The organism is Paenibacillus kribbensis, from assembly GCF_001705305.1.
GTDB lineage: Bacteria > Bacillota > Bacilli > Paenibacillales > Paenibacillaceae > Paenibacillus > Paenibacillus kribbensis_B.
Window position 1 is genome coordinate 462198 of sequence record NZ_MCBP01000004.1, and the last position, 22413, is coordinate 484610.

Below are 22413 nucleotides of genomic sequence, written 5' to 3' on the forward strand. Positions count from 1 at the left end.
TCAGTCTAACGGATATTGTTTATCTTAGAGGCTTATGAGCTTACTTTAAGGGAAAAGGAGGAGAGTTGATGTATTTGTTTATGGACGATTATCGGCCTTGTCCTCCGGGCTTTAAGCTGGCAAGGGACGCGGAAGAGTGTCTGTTGCTGCTTCAAGAGTATCCGATTTCAGTGCTATCGCTGGATTATGATTTGGGTCCGGGTCAGCTCACGGGAAAAGATGTGGCTGCTTACATTGCAGGCAAACAGTTATATCCGCCCGAAATTTACCTGCATTCCTCCAGTCCGGAGGGTCGGCGTGCCATGTATGAGCTGCTCTATGCCAACAAGCCAGAAGGAGTCATCGTGCATAATGGTCCGATACCCGAGGAACGTATGCGTGAGATCAGAAAAGAGTCGGAACGATGAGGGAAATAGGACAAAAAGAGGCACGTCGTGCCATATGGGAGGGATGCAAGCTGGCTTTGTTTGTGTACACTCCCATGTGCGGAACCTGCGCGGCTGCCCGCCGAATGCTGGAGGTGGCGGAGCATTTGCTTCCCGGAGGAGCAGTGTTGCAAAGCAACATAAACTATATTCCTGAACTGGTGCAGGAGAATCGAATTTCCAGTGTACCCGCGCTTCTTATATACAACGGCGAAAATGAAATTCCTGAAATCATCTACAAAATGGGATCTGTGGAACACTTGCTGAACAGGATAAGGAGTGTGATGGAATGATATCCATAAAGAATATCACATTGCAGCGGGAAGAAAATAAGATTTTGGACGATGTAAGTCTTGATATACGGGAAGGCGAGCATTGGGCGATTCTGGGGCGCAACGGTTCTGGTAAAACAACATTGCTGGAAATGATGACAGGATATATGTTTCCCAGTCGTGGCACGGTCGAGGTGCTTGGACAAACCTATGGTCAATGTGACGTGCGGGAAGTTCGCAAGCAGATCGGCTATATTAGCCAGACATTGCTGGAAAAGCTAGCGTTAAAAGATCCGGTATGGGAAGTAGTCGCTACTGGTGCATATGCTTTTTTGCGTTTTTATCAAGAGATTCCGACAGAGGCAAAGGAAAAAGCCGTATCTTTGTTGGAGGGGATGAATTTAGGCGGTCTGATGCATCATCCGCTGGGGACATTATCTCAAGGAGAGCGCAAAAAGGTCATGCTGGCACGCTCACTGATGGCGGAGCCTCGTTTGTTGATTATGGACGAGCCTTGTGCCGGGCTGGATTTATTTGAACGGGAAAAAATGCTGGTTGAGATTGATCGGCTCCGTCAACGGGATTTGTCAGTGGTCTACGTAACGCATCACATTGAGGAGATTGTTCCTCTCTTTACGCATGTGGCGTTGATCCGTGATGGCAAGGTTGCAGCAGCGGGACCCAAAAAAGAAGTTTTAACGAAAGAATTGATTATGCACACGTATGAAGTTCCAGTTGAGCTGGATTGGGATGGAGAACGTCCCTGGATTCGGGTGTGCACTGGAGGGTAATGTTACTTTGGAGGAACAATACATGCGTACAGATGAACAGGGTGGGGCCGCTTTGTCATCGTCAAGATTTGTGTGCACAGCCAATCATGGCTTTGCACCCTACGCTCAAGAGGAGCTTAGAAGATTATTTGGCTCAGTGAAAAGCACAGTACTTGTACCCGGTGAAATTTTTCTGGCTACATTACCTGCGGGAGCCAGTGAGGCTGTAGGGACGATTACAGGTCAGCCGCCAATGTTTTTGCGTCACTTGTTTCCTGTGCATTTTCAGGAGGAAGGAACGAACTTGGACCAGGTGCTGGAGCATCTGGTTGCATTTATCCGTAACCGCCGGGAGCTGTTGGATCAACGTGTTTCTTTGCAAGTGCGCAAAGGAGCTAACAGCAGCTGGACCGAAAGCGCAGGGGCGCTCAAGCAGGCTTTAAGTGAACAATTAAGTGATCTACCTATGGAGCAAACGGTACAAGGGGCCGACGTTATTGTATCCGTTTTTGCGGATACGGATACGTGGTATGCAGGCGTATCGCACCCTCAGGACAATCTTTCAGATTGGAGCGGAGGGGCGGTTCGTTTTCAGAAGGAGGAGGGACAAATCTCTCGTGCCAAATTCAAGCTTTTAGAAGCAGAGGCGACATTTGGCATTGATTTTGGTGCATTCCATCAAGGACTGGATATCGGGGCAGCACCGGGTGGGTGGACTTCCTTCTTACTGGAGCGAGGGCTTAAGGTAACAGCGGTTGATCCGGCTAAGATGGAGCCGTCGCTGATGAAGTATGCCAATCTGACTTTTTTGCGCAAAAATGCGAGTGAAGTCAAATTTAAAGAGAATACATTCGATCTGCTGGTTTGTGATATGAGTTGGAGTCCGAAGCAGATGGCAAGGCTCGTTACTGATTTGCTGTATAGTTTGCGGAGTGGGGGTACTGCTATCGTAACGGTCAAGCTAATGCATAAAAAGCCTTTGGCGCTCATTCATGATGTGATGGCTTCATTCGAGCAGTCTGGCATGCAGATTCAGCGGGCTAAGCAGCTATTCCATAACCGAGATGAGATTACCCTGTACATGATCAAGTATGGAAAATAATACTTTACAATGAGTACAGGTCTGCTATATAATAAACCCAAATTGTTCCTTAAAAAATAATAATCACGTTTTAATAAAGGGAAAGCATCCCGCAGATCATTTTCATGGTGACATGGAGATTTTGTTTTGCGGCGGCTTTCCCTTTTTTGCGTTGTTTGCTTATAGAAGGGAGGTGGAAGGATGATGCAGAAGCCATCACGATTGGAATACGGGTCTATTGTCGGTGAACGTTACCGAATTGTTCGCACGTTGGGTACAGGAGGAATGAGCCATGTGTTCATGGCAGAAGATTTGAAGCTCCCAGGCAAGCAATGGGCGGTGAAGGAGTCGGTTGCCGAGCCGCAAATGATGAAGCTTATACGGACGGAAGCGGAAATGCTGATTTCATTAAGCCATCCACGCTTGCCGAGAATTGTTGATTTCTTCGAGCATCCGCCATCCGGCGCGGTATATCTGGTTATGGATTACATTGAAGGTATGACGCTGGAAGCCTATATGAAGGGCTACCAAGGTCATATTCCACAGGAGCAAATCGTTCCATTCGCTTTGCAGGTGCTGGATGTGCTGGATTATTTGCATACCCGTCAGACACCAGTCATTTACCGTGATCTGAAACCGACGAATATTATGCTGACTCCGGAAATGGAATTTAAGCTGATTGATTTTGGGATTGCACGGAGCTATAAGGCAGAACTGAATCAGGATACGGTAAAGCTGGGAACCGTGGGTTTTGCAGCCCCGGAGCAATATGGAGCAGGCCAGACGGATGCTCGCTCAGACTTATACAGTTTGGGAGCGTTGCTGTTGTATCTCTGTACGGGTGGCAAATATAGCGAGTGGACTGCGGGAGTAGAAAGGTATATTCGCGGGGAATTACCCCGCCATTTGATTCCAGTGATTCGAAAGCTGCTGCGGCAGCACCCTGAGGAACGATTTCAATCTGCCGGAGAGGTCGTTGAAGAACTGCGACGAAGTGCAGAGTTTCAGCCTGCTCAACATGGAGTATCTGTTGGTGAACCTTCAAATACTTCATTGGAATACGCAGGTACAAGGGTAGTAGCTGTGCTCGGTGTGTCTTCCGGTTCCGGTGCTACACACACGGCAATTGCGGTGAGCCATTACCTGGCCCGAAGATGTCGCTCCGTAGCTTTGGTTGAACTGCATAGCACAGCCAAAGCGTTTGCCCGGCTTCAAGCAGTGCTGGAGGGCGCACCTGCTGGACGAACGAGTTCGAGTCGGCGTTTTGAGGTGGACGGAGTACATTATTGGCGGCAGACATCTCGTGCGGACGTCATTTCTTTGCTGGGCGGTTCCTATAGATTTATCGTTCTGGATTTGGGGAGTGGGCAGGATAATGAGCGGCTGGAGGAATTTCTGAGAGCCGATTACCCGCTTGTCGTTGGTTCAGGAGCGGAATGGAGAGCTCAAGAGATCGTCGGGCTGGCCCGATCGCTTCAGCGTTATCCGCAGCATAAATGGAATTACTGCTTGCCGTTGGCACCCTCGGAGGTGGTTCGCAGGCTGCGTAAGGAACTGGATCATGATAAAGTATTTGCGCTACCGCTCCATTCTGATCCATTCGAGATAGATGGTGAGATGGATCAGGTGCTGGACGAGCTGTTTCGCGGAGCTATTCCGGATACCCGGAAAAAACGCTTCGGATTTCTTAAACGCCAGCGCTAAATCAAAGATATATATCCAAAAAGGCAGGGGAGAAGCTGTGTGTCCAAGCTAAGAAAGAGCAGTAAGCAAAAACTATACGCCGGTTGTATTGGCGCGGGTATAGTTAGCATTATTTTTGTGGGTTACTTTATCGTTAACACCCATCAAATGAATGAGGTCAGGAAACAGGCCGAAGTAGACGCAGAACTAAAATGGAAAGTGTACGAACAAGAGCAACGTACCGCGAAAAAAGGCTGGGCTGTTATTCGTGACATATCTCCGGGTGAACAGATTACATCTAATGATTTGAAGGGAGTTGCGGTCCCTGGATCTCAGGCTCCGGCAAATTTGGTGGTAGATAAAAATGAAGCTTCCGGCACTATATCCAAGATTGAATTGAAAAAAGGGTCTGTGCTTACGTCTGCAATGGTAACTGTTGATGAGCCCGCACCTAAAGATTTACGCAACCGTGAGCTAAAGGTGGTAGTACTGCCCAGCAGCCTGAAGCAGGGGGACGAAGTGGATATCCGCATTCAATTTCCAACGGGCCAGGATTATATTCTATTGTCCAAAAAGAAAATTTCCAGGTTGGAAGGCCCCGTCGTCTGGGTCACCATGAATGAGCAGGAAATATTATCGTTTTCAAGCGCAATGGTTGATGCCTATCTGCATAAAGCATCCATCTATGCGCTGACATATGTCGATCCCCAATTTCAGTCGAAAGCGATCCCAACTTATCCGCCTAATGCCCAGGTGTTAGCACTCATGAATAGTGATCCGAATTTGATACGCGTGGCTGAACAAAAGCTGTCCAAGCAGCTGCGGGATTCTCTTGAAAATGCAATTAATTCATCAAACAATGACATTTCAACACCAATAGAAAGAAGCCTGAGTGAGGAAATTACAGCTCAGCATACGGATACGACTGTAGGAGATGCATCTGCCGGGAGTAAGGGTATGGGGAATGAATATGGAATCGGTCAGGATCACAAAGAACAGACGGAAATTTTGACGCAGGGTGGAAGCTCTGATCCGTATGCCAAATAAATAAAAGAAAAGGAACGGAAGTATGAAAATTTGGATATTTGCCGGACTTTGCGACAAAAGTGATACCTTGCTATACATCAGCAACATATTAGCTGCTTCCGGCCAACAGGTGCTGCTTGTGGATGCTACGCTGCGGAAACAGTATCGATATAGCATTGGGATGCTCGATAAACCACTTCCCATTACACAGTTTAATGGTTTTGATGTGGCGACTGGTTTTACAGAATGGGAAGATCTTAACATCGGTATGATGGACGATCTAGAGGCAGAGCAGGCTTATGACATTGTAATTTTGGACGTGGAGTCAGCGGATTTTTGCCCAATATCGGTTTGGAAAAGGGCGGAACAGCGAATTTGGGTCAGTGATTATAGCCGAATGCAGATGGACAACGGACGGATGTGGCTAGAGCGTCTGTTCGGTCAACCTGGATTTCCCAAAGATCTTGCATTTGACAAATTATTTTTACAAGCCGTGGATTGTGGTGTAGAGGAGCCCTACTTGTGGGAATACATGAACGGTTTTCCTGCCTTCTGGCAGCAAGAGCCGTATGTACTGCCATGGGATGAGGGGCATCTTGCCCTGAAGCTGGAAAATGAGCATAAACAGCAGCTTCAACTAAAACCGCTATCCAGAATGTATAAGAAAGAATTGTGCCGTTGCATTGGAGAATGGATGGGCTGGGAATTTAAAGAGAGCCGACGTGCGCTAAAGCGTGCGGAAAGGAGGAGAGCATGAGCACTGTTTTATTTTGGAGTCCCATTAAGGGAGCGAGTGGAAGTAGCTCATTGGCGGCAGCAATAGCAGTTACCATAGGCAATCTATATAGAGGAAGATTACTATTGACCCATCTGGGACGTAGGCATACGGGAATTGAATCAGGGTTCCCTATACAGGAGCATCGTATGGATGATCCAAGTTTGCGGCTTCAGGAAGGTGGTTGGGATGCTGTCGCACGGTTAGTACTGCGCGGAACATTGTCTAGAGAAAATATTTGCAATTATACGGCACCTGTACTGGAACAGACTCTGGATGTGCTTGAGGGAACCTCCAGCTTTGGAGCTGTTCCACCACTGTTATCCCCTGGACTTGTACGGGCAGTCATGGACACGGCGGATCAATATTATGATTTGACGCTGGTTGATGCAGGAAGTGGAGCAGGGTGGGGATCTGTACAACATGAAGCATGTGCGGGAGCCAAGCTGGCTGTTCTGTCGCTGACTCAGAATATGCGAGAGCTGGATGCTTTTTTTGAATCTGTATCTCCGCTATCCACTTACTCGGCATTGCCGTTATTAATGGTGCTCGGGAAATATGATGTGCATTCTCAAGCAAATGTAGCGAATATCCGCAGGAGATATGACTACAAGGGAGCTTTACATACGGTTCCTTACAGTACTGAATTTATGGACGCGTGGAACCGCAGGGATGTGGTAGGCCATGTACAGCGTGGTGTACGCAGTGGGAAAGAGCCGCATCGCCGGCTTTTTACACCTATCGGATGGGGGCAGAGCATACGGCAGATCAGTAAAGCTATTCTGGAGGCGGTAGAATCCGATCTTCGGCTCAAGGCTTTGGAAAGGGGCGCTTGATGCTGTCCGCTCAATTGATCAATGGATTGATACTTGCTTGCATTGTTCTGCTGGGCATCGTATTGATTATTGTTAAATATCGAGGAAATATTCACTCGCGTCATTCAACCTCACGGGTCGGCAAAGAGAATGAAGAGGCTACATTGGAGACTCTGATGGAGTATATCAAAAATGCGCTTCATGAACTAAGTCATAGCCAAATGGCGGATGTCGGGTTGCATGAAGAGGAATATAGAAGGCGTATCCATCAAAGAGCGGAGCTGCGCAGAGCACTAAAGGACTGTGCCAATGGCAGTAGTGGTGATAAACGTTTTGTTAAAAATCTGATGGTTGAGCTGCTGATTAACGGCTATGGCTTGAACGAGAAGATCGTAGATTCCGTTTTGCCATTTTCCAGACCTGAGTCATTAAGCATACAGGATCAATTCGAAATTGTATTTTACCAATACCAGCAAAAGTATGGCGCTGATGCCCTGTCACGTTTACTGGATACTTATGACTTGGCCGAAATGAGATATTCACAGCCACATGAAGAGGATGGAAGCTATCTCGTCACGGGAGAGGATATCCGTTATATCTATGACTGTGAGCACCGCCCCCTTTCCTTTTTGGAGAAGGTGGACATTATTGTGCAGCGGATTTACCAGCATTATAAAGGCTTTTCCGTCATTGATGATATACGTGATCAGCGGATTGACGGTGTAAGTGGGGGCGTTAGTGGCATGCCGAAATGTGGGGCTCCTCCATCGGCGGACTGGCCTTCGGATCGGTATACATTAGAACAAGCATCTGAACCAGCTGCAAATGGTCATGAGAGCGTGTGGATTTTTTATAAAGGAAAAACGATTCATCTTTCGTTTCTTTCCTTTGGTTCAGAGCGTGAGCTTAAACGGGTGTGCCAAAATATTTATAAATATAATTATCCGGGACAGCTTTCCGAAGCCAATGGTTATAAGGTAAACGAAATGAAGGATGGGTCACGGGTTGTGGTAGTCAGACCTCCGTTCTCCGAATCGTGGGCTTTCTTTGTCCGTAAATTTGATATTCAAAGCGCATCGCTGGAGCAGTTAATTAAGGGTGAAAATGCTGATTTTCCGATCCAGCTTCTTTCTTACTTAATGAAAGGCAGCCGGATTACTGCTATTACAGGCGCACAGGGTTCAGGTAAGACGACGCTATTGATGGCGATGGTTAAGCATATCTATGCTTCGTATACGCTTCGTGTACAGGAAATGGCCTTTGAGTTGCATTTGCGTAGCATCTACAGTCGCCGTAACATTCTTACCTTTCGGGAAACGGACCATATTTCAGGGCAACAAGGGCTTGATTTACAGAAAAAGACGGATGGAACCGTCAATATCCTTGGCGAAGTAGCGAGTGATGAAGTGGCCGCTTGGATGATCCAGATGTCTCAGGTTGCAAGTCTGTTCACCATTTTTACTCATCATGCCAAAACATTTCGTGATCTTGTATTCTCGCTTCGTAATTCATTGCTCAAAACTGGAGTATTTCAACATGAAGGCATCGCTGAGGAGCAGGTAGTTCATGTCATTAACTTTGATGTGCATCTCAAGCGTGATGCGGAAGGGCGCCGTTATATTGAACGAATTACAGAATGTGTACCGCATGACCCGGATCATATAGATACCGGCTCCAATGCTTCGGCGAATTATAGCTACCGGCATGTTATGGAATACCGGAATGGCCGCTATATACCGATGGAACCGCTAACCGCCAAAAGCGCAAAGGAAATGTGTGAGCAGATGAATGCTAGGGATGCCAGTGGTTTCCGCCGTTTTTTGACCCGTTATTGGGAGGAAGAATATGAGTCTTAAAGAGATGTTATTGTGGATTTTACTCATTTCAGGTGGGGGCTTTGTGCTTCTATATACAGCTTTGTGGTGGCTGCACAAACGTAATAATCATGCAGTCCGTATTGGAAGAATTCATTCTGTGCGGGAAGGGCGTAAGGGAAAAGCGGTACTGCAACGGGAGATACAAGCCTTATTGCACAAGCTATACACGCTGGGCATGGGAGTGCCTATCCTATCCGAGTACATCAAGAGCGTACGCAAGCGGCTTTCCGGTTTGCATGCCTACGATGAGTACAAGCTACGCCTACAGACTATGAAGATGACACTGTTCATCTGGGGAGCATTTATTTGCAGCGGCATCGTGCTGTTAATGATGAAACCCGGATTAGAGTTTGCTGTATTGGCCCTTTTATGCGGCGTGGTAATCAACAGCCTCATTTTGGATGTGGCCATTAGCCGGATGGAAAAAAGACTGCTTGCACAGATGATCGAACTGTTTGCCAATGTGCGCCATCATTATCACCAGCATGGCATGGTAGAGGAAGCCATTTCAGAAGCGGCCGATTTGGCCGGGGCCGAGGCTGGAAGACACGCACGACTCATTCATGAAGCGCTGACAGATGTTGATCCGCATGAAGCATTGGAAAGATACTACGAATCTGCTCCAAACCGATTTTTAAAAGCCTTTGCTGGTATCTCATATATGGTGATGGAGTTTGGTGACCGGAATGAGGAGGGCGGCTCTATCTATTTGAAGGGACTTGGCAGTCTTGCGCGCGAAATCCAGCTGGAGATGCTGCGGAGAAATAAACTCGACTATCTGCTCAAAAGTTTGAACGTGATTGCACTGGCCCCCGTTTTTTTTACGATACCGATTGAAAAATGGGCGAGATCCAGTTTTCCGTCCATGGATGATTTTTATCAGGGGAAATTAGGATATATTACAAAATTGACCGTCTATATTGTAATTATCTTATCTTACTTTCTGTTACAAAAGCTGCAACAGACCAACGAAACAGGTTATCGTGCGGGTCGGGGCCGTTATGTCTGGGAGCAAAGGCTATACCGTTTTCCCATCATTCATAATGTAGTAGATGCTTTAATTCCGCGGCAGCAGGCATCCTCTTATTTCCAGATAACCCGCCTGCTAAAGGAGAGCGGCGCGGAGATTAAACTGGAATGGCTGTACATACGGAGGATTACTCTTTTCATTACAGGATTGGTGCTGAGCATCAGTGCGGTATTTGTTTTACATGAAGCTGAGAAAACACATATTCTTTACGCTCCTGTCCAATCAGGTCAAATGTTTGGACGTTTAAATCCAACAGAGGAAAAAGAAGCTTTGAAGCAGAGTGAGGTTGACCGCAAAATCATGTACCTGCTTAACATGAGAGCGGAAAGCACATATGAGCAGACGTATGCAGCTCTGGAGCGTAATGCAGGTGGCACAGCAAATACGGATCAGCTATCTAAAAATACACGCCGCATCCTCCAAAAGCTGGCAGCGTGGAACGAGGAATACATCAAGTGGTGGGAAGTGCTGATCGGTTTGGTTGTTGGATATGCAGCCTACCAAATGCCTATGCTTCTGTTATATTTGCAGCGAAAAATGCGACGGTTGGATATGAGGCATGAGGTATACCAGTTTCAAACGGTCATTTCTATTTTGCGGGCCATGGAACGAATGTCTGTCGAGGAAATATTGGAGTGGTTGAATCGTTTTTCGGTTATTTTCAAGAGACCATTGCAAAAATGCTTGCTTCATTATGAACACGGACCCGAGGCAGCTCTCGATTTGTTAAAAGAAGAAGCGCCTTTGCCGGAATTTCAACGTCTGGTGGACAAGCTCCATTTGTCTTTGGGTAAAATTACCATTCGTGAGGCCTTTGATGATTTGGATTCTCATATGTCCTACTATTTTGAACAAAGAAAACAGGAGTATGAAAAAATGATAGACAGCAAGGCCATCTGGGGTAGGATGATTGGTTTTGCTCCAATGTACGGTCTTATCTTTTTATATTTGGTGATTCCATTGATCGGCATGAGCTTTGTTCAAATGGATAGCTATTATGAGCAGATACAAAAAATTCAGTGAGTAAGCTCTATGATGACTAATACGATATAACAGACTAAGGAGAGAAAAATAATGAATAACGCATCAACTGCCTTAAAGGTAGCCGCCGGTATATTTTTGACCATCGCCCTCATTACAATTGTAGTCATTCTGTTTATTTCAGCTCAGGAGGCGACCAAAACGGCACAAAATAATTTTGCTGATATTCAGACCGAATTGTCTCAAGCCTCTTTTACAGTATATGACGGTACAACTATTAGCGGATCTCAGGTAACCAATGCGCTACGCAAGTTTCAGGGCAAGGACCAATTCGGTATTCAGATTAAAACCGGCAAAAATATGGCAGGGCAGTGGTACGGTAATGCTTTGAACATTAGCACGGACAGTGAACAGTATGGTGCAGTGAACGGTGGAAGTGATAAGACGGGAAAAATAGCGAATACGCTGAATGAGAAAGAAAACGAATACGTCAATCCAAGTGGTAAATTCAAGGCTGAAATCGTCAAAGATAAATCGAATGTTGTACGCGGCTTGCTATTTACCCAATCCTAAACACTACAGTGGAGATCATAATGAATAGGGAGATGGCGCATGTCTGATCACGCTTCGAGCATGCTGCGGCTTGGATTGTCACTTATTTTGTTCATAACCGCATGTACGGCAGCAGCAGACTTGTCCAGTCAGATGAGTATGGCACTGGAATTAAGATCGCAGCAGGAGGAGCACTCCGAGGGGCGGATGTCCCGTATTGCAGAGGTAGGAATACCGGAACGGATTAAAGGGACTCAGGTTATTCAGGCAATCCGCATGAATCTACAGGATGGAATTCCGGTTCAAGTTGACGGAACGGAGTACAATGAGTATTCCGTTCCGTTTGAGCCTGATGTATCGGCCTTGAGTGCTTCCTCTTTGTATTCCATGTATCCACAACGTAATCAGCATGGAGAGATCATATCTGTACGCTTTGAGAAATTGGAGGAGGACTGAAGTGGTTCAATCAATATCCAAGCTGTTGGGGGCCCTGCTCGCTGTATTGCTTTTGTATATCGTACCCGCAGCTCAAGCTGCTGAACGGCAGGATGATATATCGGGGTTGCATGTGTATCATTCAACGGTACGTTTTGTAGATATGGTGAGAACCAAGGGCTACATTACACCGACGATGTATAACGATTTTATGCGTGAACTGGAGCTTACAGGCAATACGTATGAAGTTGATCTAAAGCATATGCACAAAAAATATGTACCGGAATATGCAGATGCCTCGAAGCCGGACAGTTTTCTGGGCAATTATGAAACGGTATATGATGGGTACTACAGCGCACAAATCTTGCCTGTCCTTTTTCCTGACAATCAGCAGCCAAACTCAGACCAGACACGTCGATATACCTTGATGGCAGGGGATTATTTTACAGTGCGGTTACGTAACACAAATCGGACTCCTGCGGATTTATACGAATCATGGCTTCTCGGCGGGACCAATAGTGGTAGGTCTGCAGTTACAGCTTCATACGGAGGCATGGTTCTGAATGAAGATTACTGATTTTGCAGTTATATTTATCCTGCTGTTTTTGCCCTTTGGTGTAATTAATGATTTGCGGGTACAAAATCAGCGTGAAGTGCAGCAGTTGGAAATGAAATATACCTCGGCTCTCCATACCGCAGTTCAGGATGCAGGTTTCGTACTCTCCCAGAATGAGCGTCAGGAACGGGAGGCCGGATACGGATCGGACAAGTTTTTTCGTGTTGATAAAGAAGAAGCGCTAAAGACGTTCCTGCATACCCTTTTTCTTAATGTAGGTATTGATGGGGATACAGTAGCACAACGCGCATTATTGGATTACATACCTGCCATTGTGATTCTGGATTATGATGGTTATTATACGTTTGCCTCGGAAACCTATACAGGTGAGGATGGACAAGCTGCGATAGGTCCCAAATGGAGTGAAAAAAAGCCTTTTGCCTATGCTGATTCAGCGGGGAATAGTGTGGGATTCACTTTGGATAATTATGTACACGCGTATGATGCGCAGAATCACAGGTGGGTGGAGGGCTTTCAAAAGGAACTTCATGGTCAAACCAGCATTTCATTGCTAAATAATCCCGAAACGTTTGAGCAAGTACGACGTTCCACCATCGTTCATAGTGTTCAGGAAGACCTGGCCCGCCTGATTAATCTCCATAATCAAAAGGCAACACGCAACGGCGTAGCCTATACGTTTACACTGCCGACTATTCCGCAAGAAGAGTGGTATAACACGGTAGATGATGTAGGGTTGATGGCGTTTATTCAAGGCATTCCGGTCGGTGACAGGTTTTATAATAACTATGGATTTGGTGGTGGAAGAGTCGTTAGAAAGCAAGCTATTATCGGTGGCTTAGAGCCAGATACCGGAATGAAATATTTCTATAGAGACTCCTGTCCAGCACCCTTTCAGGCTAGAGAACGTTTTTCAGATGAAAAATCTGCGGCTGCTGCGGGGTACTTCGAGTTTAAATGTAATAACGGCTTACAATAATCACTCTGACGAGTGGTTTTTCTTTTTTTATAGGCAAGTCCGTATTAAAAACCTTAAAATTCGTTGTTTTCAATATTCCGATAAGGCTGCTGAATGTGCTACAATAAGGCTTTGAAAGAAAACAAATGATATATGAAATAATGACAGTCGGCATCGCCGATGACAATAAGGAGCCAAAAACAGCGTATGAGTTTATTGACTGTAGAAAATGTATCCCACAACTTTGGGGACCGCACATTATTTAAAAATGTTTCCTTTCGGTTGCTTGCGGGGGAACGTGTAGGTTTGGTAGGAGCTAACGGTGTCGGTAAATCGACACTCATGAACATTTTGACCGGGAAATTGCTTAAGGACGAGGGTAAAGTGGAATGGACTCCACGTGTACGTTACGGTTATCTGGATCAGCACACCAAGCTGACACCGGGTAAAACAGTACGTGATGTATTGAAGGATGCATTTCTTCCTTTGTTGGAATTGGAAAAGGAATTGATGCAGATTACGGATAAAATGGGGGATGCTTCTCCCGAAGAGCTGGAAGTGTTGCTGGAACAGATGGGTGAAATTCAGGAGCAGCTGGATATGGGGGATTTTTACCTCATTGATGTGAAGGTTGAAGAAATGGCGAATGGGCTGGGTCTCTCGGCTATCGGACTGGATCGGGATGTATCCGCGCTTAGCGGCGGACAACGGACTAAGGTGCTTCTGGCCAAGCTGCTGTTGGAAAAGCCAAACGTCCTCCTGCTGGATGAGCCTACCAACTATTTGGACGTAGAGCATATTGAATGGCTTACACGTTATTTGAAGGATTATCCATATGCATTTATTCTTATTTCCCATGATACCGAGTTCATGAACCAGGTCGTTAATGTTATTTATCACCTTGAATTTGCCAAGATGACCCGCTATTCAGCTAATTATGAAAAGTTCCTTGAGATGGCGGATCTGAACAAAGCGCAACATATTGATGCTTATGAGAAGCAACAGGAATATATTAAGAAACAGGAAGACTTTATTCAGCGCAACAAGGCGCGTGCATCCACATCAGGCCGGGCGAAGAGCCGTGAAAAGCAGCTTGATCGGATCGAACGTATTGATAAGCCCGAAGAAGCTGCCAAGCCAACCTTTCAATTTAAAGAAGCACGTGCGAGCGGGAAAACAGTATTTGAGGGAATTGATTTTGAAATTGGCTATACTCATGCCCTTTTACCTAAAATGTCCATGACGATTGAACGTGGCGAAAAAATTGCAATTGTAGGCTGCAACGGTGTCGGTAAATCAACATTGCTCAAAACCATTCTGGGGAAAATACCGCCAATCAGCGGAAAAACCTATCAAGGCGATTTCTTGCAGCCGGCTTATTTTGAGCAGGAAGTAAAGGCGGGCAAAATCACACCGATTGACGATGTGTGGAATGAGTTTCCGCATTTGAACCAGCATGAAGTAAGAGCGCATTTGGCACGTTGCGGTTTGAAAAATGAGCATATCACACGTCCTCTGTCTGCGCTTAGTGGTGGTGAGCAGGCTAAAGTACGTCTGTGCAAATTGTTAATGCGGGAAAGCAATTGGGTTCTGTTTGACGAGCCTACCAATCACTTGGATGTTAAAGCAAAGGACGAGCTCAAACGTGCCTTGAAGGAATATAAAGGGACTGTATTGCTTGTATCTCACGAACCGGATTTTTACGAGGATTGGGTAACCAAAACGTGGAATGTGGAAGAGTGGTCAAGCAAAGTCAACTAAAATCAAAAAATTCAGTTCTGTTATGCTTCACAAAAAGTGGGGGTTGCAGAATTAGAAAAATATGCTAAGCTATCTGTAGCTGATACAATATAATAGTCACACTAGGGGAGCCGCCCATGCGGCTGAGACGGAATAAATGGATTTCGGACCCTTTGCACCTGATCTGGGTTATGCCAGCGTAGGGAAGTGAGCGCCGTACAAGCAAGGTAACCGCATTATTACTTTTGTTTGTGCGTGGGACGATATACGAATACGGATATGATTGTCCGTTCGATTATTGGACGTTCGTGAAACCACTTCCTCTGGGAAGTGGTTTTTTTGCGTTTCGTTCGGCTTTATCTGTCGAACTTCCGTATACGGATTCACATATGATCTCCTTTCATTATTGCTGGTACATGTGGCTGGCTCCGTATGTTATTTCGCGATATGGAGCTGCAACGATATGGGTTCAGCTTATACGATTATTTTATAACATTAGTTCATATTCTTAGTTCAATGTGAGGTGAAAATGAGATCGAACTACACGTAATTACGATGGAAGGTGGCTCTCATGCAGATGTACCCCAAGTGGCTGCTGCTATTTATCCGTATGTTCATTATGTGCACGTACGCCTGAAGCAGAAGGGTGCCTCAGAATTGCTTGCCTTGATCCGCAGCATGGTGGAACAGGGAGTTCCTTTGCAGCAAATTGCAGTCAATGACCGTGTGGATGTAGCTTTGCTTACCTTGGCTGGAGCTGTCCAGCTACCGGCTAGTGGTTTACCTGTCAGGGATGTGAAAAGCCTGCTTCCAAAGGGAACACGCTGTGGAGTGTCTGTTCATTCCTTGGAAGAGGCGCAAATGGCCGAACGGGCTGGAGCTGACTATGTACTCTATGGGCATGTATATGAGACCCACTGCAAGCCCGGTGTTGTGCCGCGGGGGATAGCTCAGCTTGAGCGTATATGCAGGTTATCTAACATTCCAGTGATTGCACTTGGCGGCATACAACCGCATCATATTCCGGAGCTTTATCATGCTGGAGCAAGCGGAATTGCAGTGATGTCCGGCATATGGGAAGCTGAGTCGCCAATCGCGGCTGCGATGGAATATAGACAAATGGTAGATCAGGTAGTCCACAATCTGTAGCAGGGAACGAGAGTAGAAGAAATTCGAAAGCAGTATGGTCAGTGGAGAGGAGATATAACACATGTTAAAGATACACACAGAGGCTACAGTTATAGGACATGCTGAATGCTTGGTCATAGGTGGAGGTGTGATCGGCAGTTCCATTGCTTATCATGTGGCCAGGGAAGGGTGCAGTACAATTATGCTGGAGCGAATGATGCCGGGTGAGGGAGCCTCGGGAGCAGCGGCCGGAATGATTGCAGCGGAGAGTGAAGAGTTTGCCGACCCTGAACTTGAACAATTTGCCTACACAAGTCGGGATGCATTCCCTGAGCTTGTTCGTGTGCTGGAGCGGTTGTCCGGTGTTTCAGTAGAATTTCGTACAGAAGGTTTTGTAACTCCTTTCCGTTCGCAAGCTGAGGGTGAAAGACGCTGGAAAGCTGCTAATACGCGCGAGGACACTCAGTCTGAGTGGTGGGATGCGGAGGAATTGGCCAGGCGGATTCCGGGTATAGATCGTCAAGCGATTGGAGCTATATATCGACCCAAGGAGACACAGCTCATTCCAGTACAGCTTTGTCGTGCTTATACGGGAGCAGCTACAGTGTTGGGTGCAACAATATGGTCCGGTACTCATGCAGAGCAGTTGGTCGTAAAGGATGGCCGGGTTTGCGGTGTAGTGACAGATAGGGGCTTTGTTTCCTGCAATCAGGTCATTATTGCCGGAGGCTTGGAGAGCATGAATTTGCTAGAGCAAGTAGGCTTTCATTACCCGCTCTATCCAGTCAAGGGTGAAGTAGTTGCCGTTTCTTTGAAGGATCACCCTTTGGAATATACCATTTATGCCGATGATGTTTATCTTGTGCCTAAGCAGAAGAACGAGCTTTGGATAGGCGCGACGAATCTTCCGCATCACGATGACACAGAAGTGACTGTTGCAGGTTTGGAGGGGCTGCTGGCACGTGCTTCTGCATGGCTGCCGCGTGTACGTGAAGCTTCTTTTGTTCGCACTTGGGCAGGCTTGCGTCCGCAGGCGGCAGCGGGGCGTCCTTTCATAGGGGCTGTTCCCGGTGTGGAAGGGGTATATGCTGCGGTCGGGCATTATCGCAACGGTGTCCTGTTGAGTGATGCTACGGGACGTGCGATGGCTGCTTTGCTTAAAGGGGCTAATGCGGCTGAGCTTGGAATAAGCAAATTTTCTTCTGCATGTATCAAGGAGGAAAGCTTATGAAGCTGACGGTTAACGGCCAGAGCATGCACTTTTCTAACCGGATCACCCATGTGGAACAATTGCTGCATGAGCTTGATTTAAAGGTGAAAACCGTTGTGGTGGAGCTGAATCGTCACATATTGACCCGTGAGGAACATGAGGAAGCGGTACTGAAGGACGGAGACAACCTGGAAATTGTACATTTTGTGGGAGGTGGTTGATTATGTTAACTATTGGAAAAGCATCTTTTACATCAAGGCTGTTGCTGGGAACAGGAAAATTCTCCGATCTGGAAATCCAGTCCCAAGCTGTAGAGGCTGCTGAAAGCGAAATATTGACCTTTGCCGTGCGAAGATTAAATTTGGAGGAACGGGATAAGCAACATTTTCTGGATACGCTTGATTTGAGCAAGTATACACTTCTTCCCAATACGGCAGGGGCGACGACAGCGGAGGAGGCTGTTCGTATTGCAAAATTGGCAAGAGCCTCAGGTCTGTGCGATATGATTAAGGTTGAGGTCATTGGCGATGGCAAGACATTGTTGCCTGATCCCTTTGAAACGCTGAAAGCAAGCGAAAAGCTGCTGGACGAAGGCTTTATCGTGCTGCCCTACATATCGGATGATGTCATTCTGGCCAAGAGGCTGCAAGAGCTTGGAGTGCATGCCATTATGCCTGGAGCTTCACCGATTGGTACAGGACGCGGTCTGCTCAATCCGTTTGCATTGGAGTTAATTATTGAACAAGCAGAGATCCCGGTCATTGTCGATGCAGGTATTCGCTCACCCGGTGACGCGGCAATGGCAATGCAGTTGGGAGCAGATGCTGTTCTGTTAAACACAGCCGTTTCGGGAGCGAAGGACCCTGTGAAAATGGCAGAGGCCATGAAGCTGGCTGTTCGCGCGGGCAGATATGGTTTTGAGGCGGGGCTGATTCCCGTACAACGTTATGCTTCAGCTAGTAGTCCAACAGAAGGTATGGTTCAGGCATGATGGAAACTGAAAAATCCGGTTCAGGAGTACTGCGAAGTGACCGCTATTCCAGACAGGAAAGATTTGCTCCTTTTGGACCAGAAGGGCAACGTCGGCTCGCTTCCTCACATGTACTCATCATAGGCGTTGGAGCGCTCGGTACAGGTATTGCGGAAACGCTAGTCCGTGCAGGGGTAGGTAAAGTAAGCATCGTGGACCGGGATTATGTGGAATGGAGCAACTTGCAGCGCCAGCAGCTTTTTCAGGAAAGCGACGCCGCGGAGAGATGCCCCAAAGCAGTGGCTGCCCAGCGACGATTAAAAGCCATTAACTCGGAAACGGTCATCCACGCACATGTACTGGACGTCGGGGTAGAGGAGCTGGAAGAGCTGATCCAGGAAGTTGACCTGATGATGGATGCAACCGATAATTTTGACACCCGTCTGCTCATGAACGACATGGCACTTAAGCATCGCATACCGTGGATTTACGGGGGATGTGTAGGCAGCTACGGTGTGACATATACCATTTTACCTGGACAAACGCCTTGTCTTCACTGTCTGCTGGGGACTGTTCCGTTTGGAGGCGAGACCTGTGATACCGCCGGGATTATACCACAGGCAGTACAAATGGTGACGGCCAACCAGACTGCAGAAGCCTTTAAGCTTCTTGGCGGATATCCGAAAGAACTGCGAGGGAAGCTGCTTTCGTTTGATCTATGGCGAAACGAGTATACAGCGATAGTCGTAGACAGTTTGAAAAAAGCGGATTGTCCTTCCTGCGGCAATCAACCTACGTACCCCTATTTGTCAGCCTCACATCGGCAGAAAACAGATGTGTTGTGTGGTCGGGATACCGTTCAGATTAGACCTGCCAAACCGGTACAGCTGAATCTTAAGGAAACAGCAGATAGACTTGCTTCTGTGGGAGGGGGGAAAGTAGAGCGGAATCCATTTCTGGTTTCCTTTAGCACCGGCGTGTATCGCTTGGTCGTTTTTGCAGATGGACGAGCGTTGATTCACGGGACAAAGGACGTGGCAAAAGCCAAAAGTCTATATCACCGTTATTTGGGTTAGCTATAAAAAGCAGAAAACCATTCTTTTAGGAATGATTTTCTGCTTTTTTGTTACAATAAATATAAATATGTTTTAATGACTTACAAATAAATTGTTTATTTCCATATTGTAATGCGATATCCAAACCAGGTGGGTGAAAAGATGAGCCCGTTCATTTTACTTGTGGATGGAAATGAAGCGTTCCCTGTATATGTACATCTGTTGGAGCAGGCAGGCTATCAGGTGGTTCATGTCCAAAATATGTCGGAGGGAAGCTCCTATGCAGCCGATCATCCTGTGAATATGCTGCTTCTGAACATCGATGACAAGCAAGCGGATGCACAAGGCATGATTCGTATTGCGAAACAAAACCATCCTTATGTACCATTATTCGTATTGACCTCATCAGACGATGAGAACCATATTGTTTCCTGTTTTGAGCAGGGAGCACACGATGTGACGGTACACCCCTTTTCTCATAGAGTGTTTCTTGCAAGAGTGGCTAATCTATTGCGAATTTTTGATGCCGCACAGGATGTAGCAAGGGCAATCGAGGCAGGTGATTTACATATAGACCATGCAAGCAGGATGGTGAGTAGAGGGGGACAGAAGCTGGAATTGACTCCGAAGGAATTCGATCTTTTGCTTCATCTGGCTATACATCTCAATCAGGTTTGCAGCAGGCAGCAAATTCTGAAGGACGTTTGGAAACATGATTATATCGTAGATACGAACGTAGTAGACGTGTATATCAGACATTTGAGAGTGAAGGTAGATAAGGGGCAAAAATTCAAAATGATTCGCACGGTTCGGGGCATTGGCTATTCTCTCAGAACACCCGCTGAAGCAGAATAGCATTGCGGCATATAAAAAAGCCGGGAACTTTTCGTCCCGGCTTACATATTTTAAACGAGTTTCATACTACAGCACGCGACGTGCTTTGATGTATGTTCTTTTCCAGTTGCCAGAGTTCAGATCGGAGATGGTAACACCAGGTCCGCCGTAAGTGTGCAGAATCTTACCGCCGCCCATATAGACTGCTACGTGGGTAATGTTGCTACCTGTAGCACGACTTCCGCTTGAGAAGAAGACCAAGTCCCCTTTTTTCAAATTGGATTTGGATACAGCACGTCCGACTTTAGATTGCTGCACAGAAGTGCGCGGCAAATCCACTCCGTACTTTTTGAAAATATGTTTCATAAAAGATGAACAGTCAAAATAGTTAGTGGTGCTTGTAGAAGCTCCAAACTTATAAGGAGTTCCCATATATTTTTCGCCATAGCTAATTATTTTTTGGCCTGTCGAAGTTGTAGTAGTGGCAGCTCGTGCCGTATTTGTTCCCTCAATTGCAAAAGTTCCAAAACCAATAGTTGCTGCGACTCCCGCGATAATTACCTTTTTTATGATTTTATGCATGTTCATGATGTAAGTACCTCCAAAAAATGATTTCTGCAATATTTTGCTGAGTTGCTAACTTACTGACAGCGTTGAGTATAACAGCTTTGAAGCCGCCTAATAGTTGGAAAATCACGCCCGAATGCTTGAGGGACAAGGCTTACATGGCAATTATTAAAAAACGATTAAAAATTACAATTTGTAAAAAATAATAGCGTTTTACGAATCTTAAAAAGCGAAAAAATGCTTGTGAATCAAGGGTTTTGAGCATTAAAACAACTTTTATAAAAGTTACAATAATGTCACAACTAATCTTTGCTTTGAATAACAAGCAGCAGCCCGCTTTCGATGGAAATCGTACCTTTTGAAGCGGTTAGCTTATTGCTGACAGCACGTGATTGTCCCATCTTGAGCGTGGCATTATGCAATGGGTACATAAATCCTTCCAGATTTATCCCTGTTACTTCAGCAGTCATAGGAAGCAACGATGTATATGTATAGCCCATAGGCTTGATTTCCAGCGTAGACCCAGTGAGCTCGATATAATTATGTGCGTCCATAATTGCGCAGCTGATATGATGCTGCATCGCACGTACCAATATTTGAACATTAGCCAGTGTGTGGTCCATTCTGGTGCCGGTCACGCCGAGCATTAGTACATGATCTGCCTGTTCGTCTATAGCGATCTCCAAGGCAAGCTCCGTATCTGTCAGGTCCTTTAGCACTGGATCACACGCAAGCATGCGTTTGCTTGCTGATTCAACCCGTTCTTTTTCCTGCGGTGTTATCGAATCAAAATCACCTACGGAGATATGTGGTGTAATGCCATGCTCAATCAGAAAAAGAGCACCCTTATCCGCACCTATAATAAAATCTTCAGGTTGTATTTGTTGTAAACTTTCTTCGCTTAGACGACCGCCGGAAAATACAATGGCGCGCTTCTTCGTCATATCCAACATCCTTTCTTTCTGTCATACGGGCTATATGTACCATCAGCTTTTAAGTATAACGCGTTAAATATGGCTTGCACAATTTTGGAGGGCACAGCTACAATGAAACAGAAAAAAGTAGTGTAGCGTGCATAGGAAGGAGAACAACATGATTAACGTATTATTTGTGTGTCTGGGCAATATCTGCCGTTCCCCTATGGGAGAAGCGGTACTAAGACATAAGGTGCAGGAACGGGGACTAGGCGCGCAAATTCAGGTAGATTCGGCTGGAACAGGCGACTGGCATATCGGGAATCCCCCGCATAAGGGAACGCTTAAGCAGCTTAAGCTGCACGGAATTAGCGAGCAGGGCTTAAAGGCGCGGCAAATAGAGGACCGTGATTTTGACGCGTTTGATTATATTGTGTGCATGGATGATTCCAATGAACGAAACATGCGTAAGCTGGCAGGTGGGGCGGACGCTGACATTCTAAAATTCATGGATCTGCTCCCCCAAGAACAGCTAAGAGAAGTGCCTGACCCGTATTTCACCGGAAATTTCGAAGAAACCTATCGATTAATGGATGCGGGATGCGATGCCTTGCTGGACAAAATCATAGAAGAAAAGCTATAATGTGAACGACAGAAGACGGCAATGTTTGCCGTTTTTCATTATATAATTTTGAAAGCGTAATCATTTTATAAAAAAAGAGGAAAGAGCATGACGATCTG

The 22413-nt window shown here is 46.2% G+C and carries 24 protein-coding genes and 1 riboswitch; of the genes, 22 read left to right on the top strand and 2 right to left on the bottom strand.

All coding sequences use genetic code 11. The features are described from left to right. Window positions 1-68: 68 nt before the first annotated feature. The 21 genes from BAZ21_RS10780 (at window position 69) to BAZ21_RS10880 (ending at window position 20212) form a co-directional block, all read left to right on the top strand. Window positions 69-407, top strand: coding sequence for a cyclic-phosphate processing receiver domain-containing protein (locus BAZ21_RS10780; protein ID WP_068499825.1), 339 nt, complete (start codon window positions 69-71; stop codon window positions 405-407). After that, window positions 404-718 (top strand): thioredoxin family protein, encoded by a 315-nt coding sequence (locus tag BAZ21_RS10785; RefSeq protein WP_068499828.1) that lies wholly within the window; start codon window positions 404-406, stop codon window positions 716-718. Before BAZ21_RS10780 ends, BAZ21_RS10785 begins: the two co-directional genes overlap by 4 nt. After that, complete coding sequence (locus tag BAZ21_RS10790) at window positions 715-1488, top strand: ABC transporter ATP-binding protein (RefSeq protein WP_068499830.1); 774 nt, start codon at window positions 715-717, stop codon at window positions 1486-1488. The genes BAZ21_RS10785 and BAZ21_RS10790 overlap by 4 nt, the downstream gene beginning before the upstream one ends. 22 nt (window positions 1489-1510) lie before the next feature. After that, window positions 1511-2569, top strand: a complete 1059-nt coding sequence (locus BAZ21_RS10795; RefSeq protein ID WP_068499833.1) for an SAM-dependent methyltransferase — start codon at window positions 1511-1513, stop codon at window positions 2567-2569. 180 nt (window positions 2570-2749) lie between these two features. Then, window positions 2750-4252: a serine/threonine protein kinase gene (locus BAZ21_RS10800; RefSeq protein ID WP_068499835.1), complete on the top strand. Its 1503-nt coding sequence runs from the start codon at window positions 2750-2752 to the stop codon at window positions 4250-4252. Window positions 4253-4291: 39 nt separating this feature from the next. Next, complete coding sequence (locus tag BAZ21_RS10805; protein ID WP_068499839.1) at window positions 4292-5278, top strand: SAF domain-containing protein; 987 nt, start codon at window positions 4292-4294, stop codon at window positions 5276-5278. Between the two features lie 22 nt (window positions 5279-5300). After that, window positions 5301-6014: a hypothetical protein gene (locus tag BAZ21_RS10810; protein ID WP_068499842.1), complete on the top strand. Its 714-nt coding sequence runs from the start codon at window positions 5301-5303 to the stop codon at window positions 6012-6014. Continuing rightward, on the top strand, window positions 6011-6868 hold the full coding sequence (locus tag BAZ21_RS10815; RefSeq protein WP_068499846.1) for a hypothetical protein: 858 nt from the start codon (window positions 6011-6013) through the stop codon (window positions 6866-6868). Before BAZ21_RS10810 ends, BAZ21_RS10815 begins: the two co-directional genes overlap by 4 nt. Continuing rightward, window positions 6868-8703: an ATPase, T2SS/T4P/T4SS family gene (locus BAZ21_RS10820; RefSeq protein WP_068499850.1), complete on the top strand. Its 1836-nt coding sequence runs from the start codon at window positions 6868-6870 to the stop codon at window positions 8701-8703. Before BAZ21_RS10815 ends, BAZ21_RS10820 begins: the two co-directional genes overlap by 1 nt. After that, window positions 8693-10777, top strand: a complete 2085-nt coding sequence (locus BAZ21_RS10825) for a hypothetical protein (protein ID WP_068499854.1) — start codon at window positions 8693-8695, stop codon at window positions 10775-10777. The genes BAZ21_RS10820 and BAZ21_RS10825 overlap by 11 nt, the downstream gene beginning before the upstream one ends. 51 nt (window positions 10778-10828) lie before the next feature. After that, the gene (locus BAZ21_RS10830; RefSeq protein WP_010345943.1) at window positions 10829-11308 is read left to right on the top strand and encodes a hypothetical protein; all 480 of its coding nucleotides are present in this window, start codon (window positions 10829-10831) and stop codon (window positions 11306-11308) included. Between the two features lie 39 nt (window positions 11309-11347). Then, complete coding sequence (locus BAZ21_RS10835) at window positions 11348-11743, top strand: hypothetical protein (protein WP_068499857.1); 396 nt, start codon at window positions 11348-11350, stop codon at window positions 11741-11743. Window position 11744: 1 nt separating this feature from the next. Next, window positions 11745-12299, top strand: coding sequence for a hypothetical protein (locus BAZ21_RS10840; protein ID WP_068499860.1), 555 nt, complete (start codon window positions 11745-11747; stop codon window positions 12297-12299). Further along, complete coding sequence (locus BAZ21_RS10845; protein WP_068499862.1) at window positions 12286-13275, top strand: hypothetical protein; 990 nt, start codon at window positions 12286-12288, stop codon at window positions 13273-13275. The genes BAZ21_RS10840 and BAZ21_RS10845 overlap by 14 nt, the downstream gene beginning before the upstream one ends. Before the next feature lie 186 nt (window positions 13276-13461). Continuing rightward, the gene (locus BAZ21_RS10850; protein WP_068499865.1) at window positions 13462-15015 is read left to right on the top strand and encodes an ABC-F family ATP-binding cassette domain-containing protein; all 1554 of its coding nucleotides are present in this window, start codon (window positions 13462-13464) and stop codon (window positions 15013-15015) included. Between the two features lie 93 nt (window positions 15016-15108). Next, a riboswitch (TPP riboswitch) is annotated at window positions 15109-15217 on the top strand. A 332-nt stretch (window positions 15218-15549) separates the two neighbouring features. Continuing rightward, window positions 15550-16143 (top strand): thiamine phosphate synthase, encoded by a 594-nt coding sequence (locus BAZ21_RS10855; RefSeq protein WP_068499869.1) that lies wholly within the window; start codon window positions 15550-15552, stop codon window positions 16141-16143. A gap of 61 nt (window positions 16144-16204) precedes the next feature. Next, window positions 16205-17353 (top strand): glycine oxidase ThiO, encoded by a 1149-nt coding sequence (gene thiO / locus BAZ21_RS10860; protein WP_068499872.1) that lies wholly within the window; start codon window positions 16205-16207, stop codon window positions 17351-17353. Next, window positions 17350-17553, top strand: a complete 204-nt coding sequence (thiS, locus tag BAZ21_RS10865) for a sulfur carrier protein ThiS (protein ID WP_068499874.1) — start codon at window positions 17350-17352, stop codon at window positions 17551-17553. Before thiO ends, thiS begins: the two co-directional genes overlap by 4 nt. A 2-nt stretch (window positions 17554-17555) precedes the next feature. Beyond that, window positions 17556-18323 carry a thiazole synthase gene (locus BAZ21_RS10870; RefSeq protein ID WP_068499877.1) on the top strand — a complete coding sequence of 256 codons (768 nt, stop codon included), beginning with the start codon at window positions 17556-17558 and terminating at the stop codon, window positions 18321-18323. After that, a complete protein-coding gene (locus BAZ21_RS10875) occupies window positions 18320-19378 on the top strand; it encodes a thiazole biosynthesis adenylyltransferase ThiF (RefSeq protein WP_068499879.1) in 1059 nt (352 codons plus the stop codon). Before BAZ21_RS10870 ends, BAZ21_RS10875 begins: the two co-directional genes overlap by 4 nt. A 141-nt stretch (window positions 19379-19519) precedes the next feature. Next, a complete protein-coding gene (locus tag BAZ21_RS10880; RefSeq protein ID WP_068499882.1) occupies window positions 19520-20212 on the top strand; it encodes a response regulator transcription factor in 693 nt (230 codons plus the stop codon). Between the two features lie 66 nt (window positions 20213-20278). Here BAZ21_RS10880 and BAZ21_RS10885 read toward each other — a convergent pair whose 3' ends face one another. Then, on the bottom strand, window positions 20279-20779 hold the full coding sequence (locus BAZ21_RS10885) for a C40 family peptidase (protein WP_068499884.1): 501 nt from the start codon (window positions 20777-20779) through the stop codon (window positions 20279-20281). Window positions 20780-21060: 281 nt separating this feature from the next. Beyond that, the gene (locus tag BAZ21_RS10890; protein WP_068499886.1) at window positions 21061-21702 is read right to left on the bottom strand and encodes a thiamine diphosphokinase; all 642 of its coding nucleotides are present in this window, start codon (window positions 21700-21702) and stop codon (window positions 21061-21063) included. Window positions 21703-21850: 148 nt separating this feature from the next. Between BAZ21_RS10890 and BAZ21_RS10895 the strand changes: the two genes are divergently transcribed. After that, window positions 21851-22315 (top strand): low molecular weight protein-tyrosine-phosphatase, encoded by a 465-nt coding sequence (locus BAZ21_RS10895; RefSeq protein ID WP_068499890.1) that lies wholly within the window; start codon window positions 21851-21853, stop codon window positions 22313-22315. Window positions 22316-22413 lie beyond the last annotated feature (98 nt).

What these genes read in the sequence shown, in the direction of transcription:
- BAZ21_RS10780 (WP_068499825.1), top strand. Translation starts at nt 69, where the DNA reads ATGTATTTGTTTATGGACGATTATCGGCCTTGTCCTCCGGGCTTTAAG.
- BAZ21_RS10785 (WP_068499828.1), top strand. Translation starts at nt 404, where the DNA reads ATGAGGGAAATAGGACAAAAAGAGGCACGTCGTGCCATATGGGAGGGA.
- BAZ21_RS10790 (WP_068499830.1), top strand. Translation starts at nt 715, where the DNA reads ATGATATCCATAAAGAATATCACATTGCAGCGGGAAGAAAATAAGATT.
- BAZ21_RS10795 (WP_068499833.1), top strand. Translation starts at nt 1,511, where the DNA reads ATGCGTACAGATGAACAGGGTGGGGCCGCTTTGTCATCGTCAAGATTT.
- BAZ21_RS10800 (WP_068499835.1), top strand. Translation starts at nt 2,750, where the DNA reads ATGATGCAGAAGCCATCACGATTGGAATACGGGTCTATTGTCGGTGAA.
- BAZ21_RS10810 (WP_068499842.1), top strand. Translation starts at nt 5,301, where the DNA reads ATGAAAATTTGGATATTTGCCGGACTTTGCGACAAAAGTGATACCTTG.
- BAZ21_RS10815 (WP_068499846.1), top strand. Translation starts at nt 6,011, where the DNA reads ATGAGCACTGTTTTATTTTGGAGTCCCATTAAGGGAGCGAGTGGAAGT.
- BAZ21_RS10820 (WP_068499850.1), top strand. Translation starts at nt 6,868, where the DNA reads ATGCTGTCCGCTCAATTGATCAATGGATTGATACTTGCTTGCATTGTT.
- BAZ21_RS10825 (WP_068499854.1), top strand. Translation starts at nt 8,693, where the DNA reads ATGAGTCTTAAAGAGATGTTATTGTGGATTTTACTCATTTCAGGTGGG.
- BAZ21_RS10830 (WP_010345943.1), top strand. Translation starts at nt 10,829, where the DNA reads ATGAATAACGCATCAACTGCCTTAAAGGTAGCCGCCGGTATATTTTTG.
- BAZ21_RS10835 (WP_068499857.1), top strand. Translation starts at nt 11,348, where the DNA reads ATGTCTGATCACGCTTCGAGCATGCTGCGGCTTGGATTGTCACTTATT.
- BAZ21_RS10845 (WP_068499862.1), top strand. Translation starts at nt 12,286, where the DNA reads ATGAAGATTACTGATTTTGCAGTTATATTTATCCTGCTGTTTTTGCCC.
- BAZ21_RS10850 (WP_068499865.1), top strand. Translation starts at nt 13,462, where the DNA reads ATGAGTTTATTGACTGTAGAAAATGTATCCCACAACTTTGGGGACCGC.
- BAZ21_RS10855 (WP_068499869.1), top strand. Translation starts at nt 15,550, where the DNA reads ATGGAAGGTGGCTCTCATGCAGATGTACCCCAAGTGGCTGCTGCTATT.
- thiO (WP_068499872.1), top strand. Translation starts at nt 16,205, where the DNA reads ATGTTAAAGATACACACAGAGGCTACAGTTATAGGACATGCTGAATGC.
- thiS (WP_068499874.1), top strand. Translation starts at nt 17,350, where the DNA reads ATGAAGCTGACGGTTAACGGCCAGAGCATGCACTTTTCTAACCGGATC.
- BAZ21_RS10870 (WP_068499877.1), top strand. Translation starts at nt 17,556, where the DNA reads ATGTTAACTATTGGAAAAGCATCTTTTACATCAAGGCTGTTGCTGGGA.
- BAZ21_RS10875 (WP_068499879.1), top strand. Translation starts at nt 18,320, where the DNA reads ATGATGGAAACTGAAAAATCCGGTTCAGGAGTACTGCGAAGTGACCGC.
- BAZ21_RS10880 (WP_068499882.1), top strand. Translation starts at nt 19,520, where the DNA reads ATGAGCCCGTTCATTTTACTTGTGGATGGAAATGAAGCGTTCCCTGTA.
- BAZ21_RS10885 (WP_068499884.1), bottom strand. Translation starts at nt 20,779, where the DNA reads ATGAACATGCATAAAATCATAAAAAAGGTAATTATCGCGGGAGTCGCA.
- BAZ21_RS10890 (WP_068499886.1), bottom strand. Translation starts at nt 21,702, where the DNA reads ATGACGAAGAAGCGCGCCATTGTATTTTCCGGCGGTCGTCTAAGCGAA.
- BAZ21_RS10895 (WP_068499890.1), top strand. Translation starts at nt 21,851, where the DNA reads ATGATTAACGTATTATTTGTGTGTCTGGGCAATATCTGCCGTTCCCCT.